Raw genomic sequence first — 8,269 nt, forward strand, 5'->3', positions numbered from 1 at the left:
GGCCATAGGGGATTTCGGCTCCGTGACCTGTTACTCGGCGGCGCTGGGCCTGCCCGTCACGCTGGCGGCGTTTCCGGACTCGGACGTGGTGCCGGACGCGCCGGGCGAATTGCTGGGGCGGAAGGCGGCCCGGCTCGACCCCGGGTCGCCCGTGCTTCTGCCGGACGCGCGCCTCGTCGGGAAGACCGTGGCGGGCATGCGGGAGCGTGTGACGTCCCGGCCGGGTGAGTCCGCGCGGCTCCTCCGCCGGGCGATGTACGAGATCGTCGGCCTTCCCGAGCCGGAGGGCGAAGCGCGGTTCCCGGCGCTGGCCGCGCCGCGGCCCATCAGGGTGGAGCGCGTGCGATGAAGCCGGCGTTCACGACCGTCCGGCTGCTGACCGGACGGGGCGGGGCTGTGGCCGGTGCGCTGGTCGTCACAGGCGGGCGCCGTATTCTCCTGCGCGCCGAGCTCGTCCACCGCGTGGTCCTTCCGCCGCCGCTCCGGAACCGACACCGGCCCAGCGGGTACGTCGACGAACACCTCGTGGCCGGCGAGGACGATGTTCGCTGGGCTCGCGTCGCCGACGTACTGGTCGCCTGTCGCGACTCGGAGGATCCGACCGGTCAGAAGTTCCCCGGCCGAGTCCTGACGGTGATGCCGGGGCCGGAAGGAGAGGTCGTCGTCGTGAACCGGGATGGCGGGCCGATCGTTCTGTACGGGCCGGTCGGCGCCGGTGGCCTCTGCGGTTCGTTCGCCCATGCCCTGCTCACCGCGGGCGTGCCGCTGGACGCCCTGCGCTCTGCCGTTCTCACGGCCGTCGAGCCGGGTGGTCAGGTCGGGGCCGCTTCGCCGGGTCCGGCCTCGTCGAGAGCGGCGAGCTGAGCGGCGGCGTCGTGCCGACCGGCCGCGTCGATCCGGGTGAGCAGCTCGACCGCCCGTTCCAGGTGGCCGCGCCTGGCGGAGACGTCGGCGGTGCGGGCCGCCAGGTCGGCAAGCGCCAGCTCGGCTCCGGCCTGGATGAGGACGGCGCCGGAACGCGTCGCCCGGTCGAGGGCCCGGTCCAGTGACTCGCGGGCCGGGCCGTCCTCGGCGAGGGCCAGCTGGATGTCGGCCAGGGCCAGCAGGATCCGGGCCTCGTGGTGGTCGTCGCCGCGTGCGGCGAAGTAGGCGCGTGCGGCGGTGAGGTGCTCTGCGGCCTCGGCATGCCGGCCGAGATGTCGGAGCGCCTCACCGAGCCGACTGGTCATCAGCGCGATGCCGCGCGGCCGGTCGAGCTCGTGGTGGACGGCGAGCGCCGCGGCGAAGGTCCGGACGGCCTCGTCCGCGTGGCCGTCGGCCAGCCGGGCGCGGCCGAGGCCCTCGAGCGCCGCCGCCTCGCCGAGCGCGTGCCCGGCCTCCTGCGCCACGTCCACGGCTTCTTCGCAGAACTCGGCCGCGGTGGCGGGGTCGCGGAGCTCGAGCCGCGCGTCCCCGAGACCGACGAGCATCCTGGCCTGGGCGGGAGCGTCGTCGCAGATCCGGGCGGACGCGAGACCGAGGGCGTAGCTGTCCAGCCAGGCCCTGTAGTGCTTGCGGCGGCCGAACAGGCTCCGCAGCGTCTCGGCGAGTTGCCAGACGGCCTCGTGCCGGCCCCGGTCGGCCGCCGCACGCTGGAGGACGAGAAGTCCGGGCAACTCCGATTCGAGCCAGTCGAGAGCCTCGGCCGTGTCGGGGAACGCGTCCTTCGGCACGTGCGCGTATGCCTCCGCCAGGTGCCAGCGTCCCGGGTTGACGACGATGTCGGCGGCCGCCGCGGCGAGAATACGGTGCCGGAGGAGCCGGTCGAAGGCCTCTTCCCTGGCCGCCGGTTCCTCGAAGAGCTCCATCAGCTCGTCTGCGTAGAGCCGCAGAAGATCGTGAAACCGGTAGACGGCCGGGGTCTCCTCAGCGATCAGGTGTGCTTCGGCGAGCTCTTCCAGCCGGGCACCGGCCTCCGCGGTGCCGCAGCCGTCGAGCACCGCGGCGGTTCCGGCGTCGAAGTGCGGCTCCGGATTGATCGCCAGCAGGCGGAGCAGCCGTGCGGGGCCGGGTGCCAGGCCGGCGTAGGAGATGTCGAAGGCCGCGCGCAGAGAGGTGTCTTCATCGCTGCTGAGAGCGGTGAGCCGGCCGCGTTCGTCGACCAGTTCCTCGACGATCCGGGCGATCGGCAATCGACCGCGGACCTTGAGCCGGGCCGCCGAGGTGCAGACGGCGAGGGGAAGCCGTTCGCACAGCCGGACCAGTTCACGCGCGGCCTCGGGTTCGGCACCGGTCCGCTGCTCGCCGAGCATCCGGGTCAGCAACTCGACGGCGTCGGTCTCCTTCAGCGAGTCGACCGGTACGAAGGAGGCCCCGTCCAGGGCCAGCCCCGACAGTCGGCGCCGGGTCGTGACGACCACGACCGACGAGCCCTGGCCGGGCAGCAGGGGACGGACCTGGGCGGCCGTGGCCGCGTCGTCGAGCAGGACGATCAACCGGCGGCCGGACGTCAACGAACGGAACAGCGCCGCCTGCTCGCCCATCTCCAGCGGGATCCGATCGGGCGGCGTTCCGAGAGCCCGCAAGAACGCTTCCAGCGGAACAGACGGCTGCACCGGTTCGGCGGAACCCGGCATCCGCAGCTCTGCGAAGAGCTGCCCGTCGGGGTACCGCTCCCGGATCTGGTGCAGCCAGGCCAGGCCGAGAGAGGTCTTGCCGACCCCGCCGGGGCCCGTCAGCACGATGATCTGGGGGCTGCCGTCGTGAGCGGCCTCCCCGAGACCGGAAAGTTCCGCCAGTTCGGCGATCCGGTTGGTGAAATGGGCGGGACGGGCTCGGAGCTGCGCCGGCGCGGGCGTCCACGAACGGGCCGAGATGTGGATGCCCCCGTGAACGGTCCCGGCCTGCACCACCGCTCCGGCCGCGTCACCGTGGAATTCGTTCCCGCTCCGCATGCCGTCGCGCCTCACTGCGTCCTGCTCGCGGCGCTCCGCTCCCCCACGGTTCAGGTCACCGTGAGACCGCCGTGGACATCGCGTGCTTGGACGACGGTCCTGGCCTGACCGTGGAAGGTGTTGCTGACGCCGTCGCCGGTCACCTGGTTCCACAGGTCTCGGCACTGGAGCTCGAAAGCCTGGTCCCCGGCGAACTCCTCGTGCAGGGCGGCGGCGGCCGACTCCGGCGTGTCCAGCGTCTGAGCCCGCCCGGCCAGACGCTCTCTGATCCTGCCGACGAGAACGCCCAGCGCCGTCCCGGTGGACTCGCCCGCCCCCGTTGCGATTCCGGTCGCGACGGCACCGGCGATGGCGAGCGTTATCGGATCCATGGACTCCTCCGAGAATCTCTATATGTGATTCCGATCAGTCCATCACGCTTACACGGTCCTGACTATAGGAAAACATCAATCAGGAGGGCGTACGTGTCTGGAGGGCGCGTTCCGTCGGCGGCTGCATCGCATCACGCCGGGGACACCGTCCGAACGGACCGCGCAGACCGGCGACCACCGCCACGGAGCGGTGGCTGTTCCCTTGCAGAGAAGTTTCCGCAGGATCTTCCCCGCAAGGCGGGATGAGGATGTCGGCCACGGCGCCTTGGTGCAGGTCTTGTCGGCGGGGGGGATCAGCCGAGCCAGCGGCCTTCGCGCATGAGGTCGCGGCCTCGCAGCTCGTTCGCCTCGCGCCAGGACTGGATGCGGCGCGGCCGGATCACGAAGTACTGGTAGGGCTCGTCGAGTTCGCGCGGGTCGAAACCGGTCCTGGTCGCGAAGGCGTCGCCCGTCTCCGGGGAGAGGTCGGCGGTGGCCAGTGGTTCGGCGGTGCCGTCGATGACGACGACGTCGCGGGTCGGTCCGAGGCTGAGCCGGACCCGGCCGTCCGCCAGCAGGTTGCGGGCGGTGATCGAGGCGCGCGGCGTCGAGATGAGGAGCGTGGTCCCGTTCCAGAGGTATGAGAGCGGGACGAGGTGGACGCCGTCCGGGGAGCCCGACGTCGCGACCCAGAGGTCGACGTCGTTCTCCAGTTTCGCGCGGGTGTCCCGCAGCCTCTCCTCAAGGCCACGCGGCGCGTCCGTCATGCTTCCTCCTGTCACTTCGTGGGGATCCCTTCCTTCGGGAATCCGGCTTCGCCGGCCATCGGTCGGTTCACCGGGGCGGCGCGCGGTGCGCCCTGTGCCGCCCCGAGCCCGGCGGCCGTCTCGTGATCGGCTGCCGGGCAGGGGGCGGCGACGCGTCAGGGTATGAGCGCCGGTGATGCGACTTCCCATGCGAACCCGTCCAGGTCGGTGAAAGGCCCGGCATCGCCGCCGAGCACGAGCCGGTGCGATCCGGTGCCGTCGGGAGAGACGCCCACGTCCTTGGCGAGGGCACGACGCCGGTAAAGCGCCAGCTTGACGGGGCTCGAACCGGCGTCGAACTCGACGTACATGCGGCCGAAGCTCTTGCCCACGGCAAGGCCCTGGTCGACGTAGAACCGCTTGCTGGCGGCCACGTCCGCGACTCCCAGCAGGAGCACGATCTCGTCGATCTTCCGGGTGGCGGGGCCGGTGTTCTTCTTCGCCGAGGTCGCGACCTTCCAGATCGTCCCGTCCGGAGCCTGCACGACACCGCCGTAGCCCCAGAGCGACTTCGCGGCGGGCTTCAACGACGTGGCGCCGGCCTCCAGGGCCGCGTCGATGAGGCTGTTGACGTCGGCCGGCTGGGACACCGTGAGCGCCATCGTGAATCCCCGGAAACCGGTCGTGGGCGCCTCGGAGGCGCGCAGGCGTATCTGCCCGTCCAGGCCGAAGGCGGTGTAGAAGCGGTCGGCGGCCGTGGGGTCGGCCACCTCGAGGGTCACGGATTCAATGATTGCCATGGCCATCACGTTATTTGCGGCTCCGCGACCGGCGCTTCTCGATTCCTGACCGGTCTTGTCACCTGCTTGGCCACGCACGGCGGCATCCCCTCCGTCGCCTCCGCCCCACGCCGGTAGGCACTCGGCGACATACCGACCAGCTCGGTGAAGCGGGTACTGAAGGTGCCCAGCGACGAGCAGCCGACCTCGAAACAGACCTCGGTGACACTGAGATCACCACGACGCAGCAACGTCATCGCCCGCTCGATACGCCGCGTCATCAGATACGAATACGGCGACTCGCCGTAGGCCAGCCGGAACTGACGGCTGAGATGCCCGGCCGACATGTGCGCGCCGCGGGCGAGTGCCTCGACATTCAGTGGCTGCGCGTACTCCCGGTCGATCCGGTCGCGGACACGGCGCAGGCGCACGAGGTCGTTCTGGCGCTGCGCCGCGGCGAGTGCGCGCCCCCACGAGGGATGACACATGAGAGAACTCCTTCTCCTCGATGTCCGGGCGGCTCAGCGAACCTCTTGGATGCGGACCAGGTTGCCCGCGGGGTCGCGGAAGGCGCAGTCGCGGATGCCGTACGGCTGTTCGGTCGGCTCCTGGACGACCTCGGTGTCACCGGCCTGCACCTTCTCGAAAGTGTCGTCGAGGTCCCGGGTCGCCAGCAGGATCCAACCGTAGGTGCCCTTGGCCATCATCTCGGTGATGACGCGGCGCTCCTCCTCGGTGACGCCGGGGTCCGCGGCCGGCGGTGCCAGAAGGATGGACGTTCCGGGCTGGCCGACGGGGCCGACCGTGATCCAGCGCATCCTGCCCTGCCCGACGTCGCTGCGGACCTCGAAGCCGAGGGCGTCGCGATAGAAGGCCAGGGACGCGTCCGGGTCGTCATGCGGGAGGAAGCTCGTGTGAATGGTGATGTCCATGACGATCATGCTAAGCCCGGCTCCATGACCTGCGCTTCTCGATTCCCGACATTCAACTCACACACCTTACAAAAGGCAGATAAGCCCCGATCCGCAAATATGCCACATGCCGCAAATCTTCTAAAAGGCATGAAGGCATCGCCCATATACCCAGATATACCCCTTCCCCTTCCGCTACGATCCTCACCACCCCCCAAGAGAAAGGGATTTCCCTCATGCCCAAGTCCTGGCTCACCGCGTTTCTGCTCTGCTTCTTCCTCGGCGGTCTCGGCATCCACCGTTTCTACGTGGGCAAGACCGGCACCGGCGTTCTGCAGCTGCTCACCCTCGGTGGCCTCGGCATCTGGGTGCTGATCGACCTCGTCCTGATCATCGTCGGCAGCTTCACCGACAAGCAGGGCCGGCCCCTCGCCCGATGACCGGATCGCCGGGCACGGCGACCTGAGATCCTTCCCGCCGTGCCCGGCCCCTCGCGAATCCATCAGCGAAATTCCGAGCGGAATTCACGTGCCCCGCCGATTCCGGGTGGCTTTTCTCACCGCTCTCACCCCTGCCCGGCTCCGGGCGTCCCTGCTCGGATTCAGAGGAGAGCGGAGGCCGCCGCGAACGGCGACGGCTTCCACGACTCGGCGGAAGTCGCTTCCGGCAGCCGGAGTGTCAGTCGCGGCGGGCGATGATGCGGTAGGCGTTGCCGTGCTTCGGGATCAGGTGCCGGACCGTGTGGTCGAGGACGAACGCCCCCAGGAGGACCGGTGCGGCCAGCAGCATGGAGAGCCCGAAACGCAGACGGTCGAGGAGCCTCGGGCGCCGGGGCGCCCAGGGACGGGTGGGGTTCGGACCGAAGGCGTTGAGGACGACGGCGGCGGCGAAGACGAAGTCGTGCCCCAGATCCGCCTTGTCACGTTCCACGGTGATGACGGAGAAGCCGTTCTCCACGAGCGCCTTCTCCAGGTTCCCCGCCGGGAACATGTGCAGGTGCTGGGGCTGCATCCACTGGAACCAACCCTCGACTTCGCCGGGAGCACCCGGAGCAACACGACAATGATCGAATCAGTGCAGCGCCTCTACCCTGAGGCCACCCTCGTCGACGTCCCCTACCTGGCCGACGGCAACGCCCGAGCCCTGCGCTCCTTCTCCACCCCTTCTCCTGGCGACGACCCGTCTCCGCGGTCCACCGCGACTGCGAGTCGATCGGTTTCTGCGGTGGGCATGCTCGTCCCACCACAGCGGGACGGTGTGTAGCGCCGGTCCAGGTAGGGCACAGGGCCACCTCCGCCGCCACCCCGAAACGCCGCCCCGATCTCGCCGCGACCGGTACCCCCGCGCCCGGGGAAGGAATGGCTTCATGCAGAGCCTGTTACATTCCGGCCATGCATGGAAAAGTTCAATGGTATTGACCACTTCTTATTTGCCGCTTACCGTCACCATTGCATTCATGAAATCAACGGAGAGGCTGACCATGCCTTTCACCGGACGGTTCGCGGCGATCGAAGATCGCATTCCCGGGCGTGCCCGCCTCCGCCGGCCGCAACAGCTCGGAAACGCATGGGACCGTCAACTCCACCGGCACCGGCACCGGCACCGGCCTGCCGATCTTCTCGGCCGCCTTCGCCCGGACGCCGACGCCTCCCGGCCACTCCTGCCAGTGCACCGTCCCGAGCGCCACGGTCACCGCCCTGTAGACGCCGCAGGGCGACCCGGCCATCCGCACGTTCACCGTGCGCCCACCCCCGAAGGAGAACTCATGTCCCGCGTCAAGACCCTGATGGCCGCGACCGCCACCGCGGTGACCGCCGTCTCCGGCGCCGCCTCCCCCGCCTCCGCCTGGCCCGCAGGCGACTTCACCGCCACGCTGGGAGCAAACCTGTCGTTCACCTGGGCCCTGGGCACCGACACCTGCGCCTCCTCCACCCTGGAAGGGGTCATCACCAGCGGCGGCGCCATCACCATCGACACGGCCGCCTTCGGCGGCTGCACCGGCACCATCTCCTCAGTCGTCGCGTTGCCGGCCTCCTCCCCTTCCGCGAAGGCCACGTCAACGAGCCTGTTCTGGAACTGGAACCTCACACCCACCAGCGGCTACAGCTACGACGGGATCCTCTCCGTCACCGGTTTCCGGGTCGCCGTCCGGTTGAACAGCCTCGGCGGCATCACCTGCGTCTACACGAGCCCCTTCAGCGGCTACTACTACCACGGCACCAACCCCAGCCGACCGTTTTCCTCCCCCTACCTCCAGTTCCGCTTCCCCGGCGTCCCTGTCCCCAAATCCGCCTCGGGAAGCCACTGGCTCTGCCCCAACACCGCCACGCTCACAGGCGTCTACGTGGTCTACGGCATCGTCTGATCCGTCTGGTGCCAAGGCGAGCGAGCGGAGCCCTCGGCCCCGTGAGCGGTGCGGTGAGGGGACGGCCGAAGTCGACCTTGTCGCGGATCCAGATCTGGGCGCCGAGCAGGCCGATCATGCCGTAGAGGATGACGGTGACACCGCCGAGGACGCCGCCCGGGATCGTGACGGCGTCGCCGTCGCCC

The 8,269-nt window shown here is 69.7% G+C and carries 12 protein-coding genes and 1 pseudogene; 5 read left to right on the plus strand and 8 right to left on the minus strand.

The genetic code is table 11. From position 1 onward, the window contains the following. The first annotated feature begins 345 nt into the window (after positions 1-345). Positions 346-864 carry a hypothetical protein gene (locus ABD327_RS31685; protein ID WP_344456100.1) on the plus strand — a complete coding sequence of 173 codons (519 nt, stop codon included), beginning with the start codon at positions 346-348 and terminating at the stop codon, positions 862-864. Here ABD327_RS31685 and ABD327_RS31690 read toward each other — a convergent pair. The 6 genes from ABD327_RS31690 to ABD327_RS31715 all read right to left on the minus strand — a co-directional run bounded on the left by ABD327_RS31690 (position 813) and on the right by ABD327_RS31715 (position 5,740). After that, positions 813-2,933, minus strand: coding sequence for an ATP-binding protein (locus tag ABD327_RS31690; protein WP_344456103.1), 2,121 nt, complete (start codon positions 2,931-2,933; stop codon positions 813-815). The two genes, ABD327_RS31685 and ABD327_RS31690, sit on opposite strands and share 52 nt — an antisense overlap. A gap of 50 nt (positions 2,934-2,983) precedes the next feature. Beyond that, a complete protein-coding gene (locus ABD327_RS31695; protein ID WP_344456105.1) occupies positions 2,984-3,304 on the minus strand; it encodes a hypothetical protein in 321 nt (106 codons plus the stop codon). A 293-nt stretch (positions 3,305-3,597) separates the two neighbouring features. Further along, on the minus strand, positions 3,598-4,050 hold the full coding sequence (locus ABD327_RS31700; protein WP_344456107.1) for a pyridoxamine 5'-phosphate oxidase family protein: 453 nt from the start codon (positions 4,048-4,050) through the stop codon (positions 3,598-3,600). Positions 4,051-4,205: 155 nt separating this feature from the next. Next, positions 4,206-4,835 (minus strand): glyoxalase, encoded by a 630-nt coding sequence (locus tag ABD327_RS31705; RefSeq protein WP_344456227.1) that lies wholly within the window; start codon positions 4,833-4,835, stop codon positions 4,206-4,208. Beyond that, complete coding sequence (locus tag ABD327_RS31710) at positions 4,835-5,296, minus strand: helix-turn-helix transcriptional regulator (protein ID WP_344456109.1); 462 nt, start codon at positions 5,294-5,296, stop codon at positions 4,835-4,837. The genes ABD327_RS31705 and ABD327_RS31710 overlap by 1 nt, the downstream gene beginning before the upstream one ends. A 33-nt stretch (positions 5,297-5,329) precedes the next feature. Continuing rightward, positions 5,330-5,740: a VOC family protein gene (locus ABD327_RS31715; protein WP_344456111.1), complete on the minus strand. Its 411-nt coding sequence runs from the start codon at positions 5,738-5,740 to the stop codon at positions 5,330-5,332. Positions 5,741-5,955: 215 nt separating this feature from the next. Between ABD327_RS31715 and ABD327_RS31720 the strand changes: the two genes are divergently transcribed. Continuing rightward, entirely contained in the window at positions 5,956-6,159 is a 204-nt protein-coding gene (locus tag ABD327_RS31720) for a TM2 domain-containing protein (RefSeq protein ID WP_344456113.1), read from the plus strand. Between the two features lie 238 nt (positions 6,160-6,397). Here the strand turns inward: ABD327_RS31720 and ABD327_RS31725 are convergent, their stop codons facing one another. Then, positions 6,398-6,730: a hypothetical protein gene (locus ABD327_RS31725; RefSeq protein WP_344456115.1), complete on the minus strand. Its 333-nt coding sequence runs from the start codon at positions 6,728-6,730 to the stop codon at positions 6,398-6,400. Between the two features lie 51 nt (positions 6,731-6,781). On the opposite strand from ABD327_RS31725, the gene ABD327_RS31730 reads away from it, so the two are divergent. The 3 genes from ABD327_RS31730 (at position 6,782) to ABD327_RS31740 (ending at position 8,084) form a co-directional block, all read left to right on the plus strand. Continuing rightward, positions 6,782-6,982, plus strand: a complete 201-nt coding sequence (locus ABD327_RS31730) for a hypothetical protein (protein ID WP_344456118.1) — start codon at positions 6,782-6,784, stop codon at positions 6,980-6,982. Between the two features lie 266 nt (positions 6,983-7,248). Further along, entirely contained in the window at positions 7,249-7,422 is a 174-nt protein-coding gene (locus ABD327_RS31735; protein WP_344456120.1) for a hypothetical protein, read from the plus strand. Between the two features lie 62 nt (positions 7,423-7,484). Then, positions 7,485-8,084 carry a hypothetical protein gene (locus tag ABD327_RS31740; protein ID WP_344456122.1) on the plus strand — a complete coding sequence of 200 codons (600 nt, stop codon included), beginning with the start codon at positions 7,485-7,487 and terminating at the stop codon, positions 8,082-8,084. Here the strand turns inward: ABD327_RS31740 and ABD327_RS31745 are convergent. Beyond that, a pseudogene (locus ABD327_RS31745) lies at positions 8,050-8,269 on the minus strand (hypothetical protein); the annotation flags it as partial. The gene ABD327_RS31740 and the pseudogene ABD327_RS31745 sit on opposite strands and share 35 nt — an antisense overlap.

The sequence above is a fragment of the Actinocorallia aurantiaca genome (assembly GCF_039533685.1).
Taxonomy (GTDB): Bacteria; Actinomycetota; Actinomycetes; order Streptosporangiales; family Streptosporangiaceae; genus Actinocorallia; species Actinocorallia aurantiaca.

What these genes read in the sequence shown, in the direction of transcription:
- ABD327_RS31705 (WP_344456227.1), bottom strand. Translation starts at nt 4,835, where the DNA reads ATGGCCATGGCAATCATTGAATCCGTGACCCTCGAGGTGGCCGACCCC.
- ABD327_RS31690 (WP_344456103.1), bottom strand. Translation starts at nt 2,933, where the DNA reads ATGCGGAGCGGGAACGAATTCCACGGTGACGCGGCCGGAGCGGTGGTG.
- ABD327_RS31685 (WP_344456100.1), top strand. Translation starts at nt 346, where the DNA reads ATGAAGCCGGCGTTCACGACCGTCCGGCTGCTGACCGGACGGGGCGGG.
- ABD327_RS31715 (WP_344456111.1), bottom strand. Translation starts at nt 5,740, where the DNA reads ATGGACATCACCATTCACACGAGCTTCCTCCCGCATGACGACCCGGAC.
- ABD327_RS31695 (WP_344456105.1), bottom strand. Translation starts at nt 3,304, where the DNA reads ATGGATCCGATAACGCTCGCCATCGCCGGTGCCGTCGCGACCGGAATC.
- ABD327_RS31730 (WP_344456118.1), top strand. Translation starts at nt 6,782, where the DNA reads ATGATCGAATCAGTGCAGCGCCTCTACCCTGAGGCCACCCTCGTCGAC.
- ABD327_RS31725 (WP_344456115.1), bottom strand. Translation starts at nt 6,730, where the DNA reads ATGCAGCCCCAGCACCTGCACATGTTCCCGGCGGGGAACCTGGAGAAG.
- ABD327_RS31720 (WP_344456113.1), top strand. Translation starts at nt 5,956, where the DNA reads ATGCCCAAGTCCTGGCTCACCGCGTTTCTGCTCTGCTTCTTCCTCGGC.
- ABD327_RS31740 (WP_344456122.1), top strand. Translation starts at nt 7,485, where the DNA reads ATGTCCCGCGTCAAGACCCTGATGGCCGCGACCGCCACCGCGGTGACC.
- ABD327_RS31710 (WP_344456109.1), bottom strand. Translation starts at nt 5,296, where the DNA reads ATGTGTCATCCCTCGTGGGGGCGCGCACTCGCCGCGGCGCAGCGCCAG.
- ABD327_RS31700 (WP_344456107.1), bottom strand. Translation starts at nt 4,050, where the DNA reads ATGACGGACGCGCCGCGTGGCCTTGAGGAGAGGCTGCGGGACACCCGC.